Source organism: Lysobacter sp. Soil_N_23 (genome assembly GCF_057656135.1).
The window spans coordinates 1-608 of record NZ_JBDGKY010000049.1; the positions used below are offsets into that span (position 1 = coordinate 1).

Annotated in this window: 1 protein-coding gene; it reads left to right on the plus strand. The window is 68.4% G+C overall.

What is annotated here, in order from left to right; translation table 11 throughout:
• The coding region (locus AC3A3X_RS17825) for a nucleotide sugar dehydrogenase (RefSeq protein WP_487584311.1) at positions 1-608 on the plus strand (608 nt) is incomplete at both ends.

A 608-nucleotide genomic window follows, 5' to 3' on the forward strand; every position in this document is an offset into this window, starting at 1 on the left:
ACCGGATACGTCGGCCTCGTCACGGGCACCTGCCTGGCCGACGTCGGCCACGACGTGATCTGCGTCGACATCGACCAGGCCAAGGTCGACGGCCTCAACCGCGGCGTGATCCCGATCTACGAGCCGGGGCTGGAGCCGATGGTCAAGGCCAACCACGCCGCCGGGCGCCTGCGTTTCACCACCGACGCCGAAGCCGCGGTCGCCCATGGCGACGTGGTGTTCATCGCGGTGGGCACGCCGCCGGACGAGGACGGCAGCGCCGACCTCAAGTACGTGCTGGCGGTGGCGCGCACGATCGGCCGTCATCTCGAGCGGCAGGTGGTGGTGGTCAACAAGTCGACCGTGCCGGTCGGCACTGCCGACAAGGTGCGCGCGACCATCGCGGCCGAGCTGGCGTCGCGCGGCGCCGAATTCGGCTTTGAAGTGGCCTCCAATCCCGAATTCCTCAAGGAAGGCGATGCGGTCAACGACTGCATGCGCCCGGACCGGATCGTGATCGGTGCCCGCTCCGTGGCGGCGGTGGACAAGCTCAAGCGCCTGTACGCGCCGTTCAACCGCAACCACGAACGCATCGTGGTGATGGACGTGCGTTCGGCGGAGCTGACCAA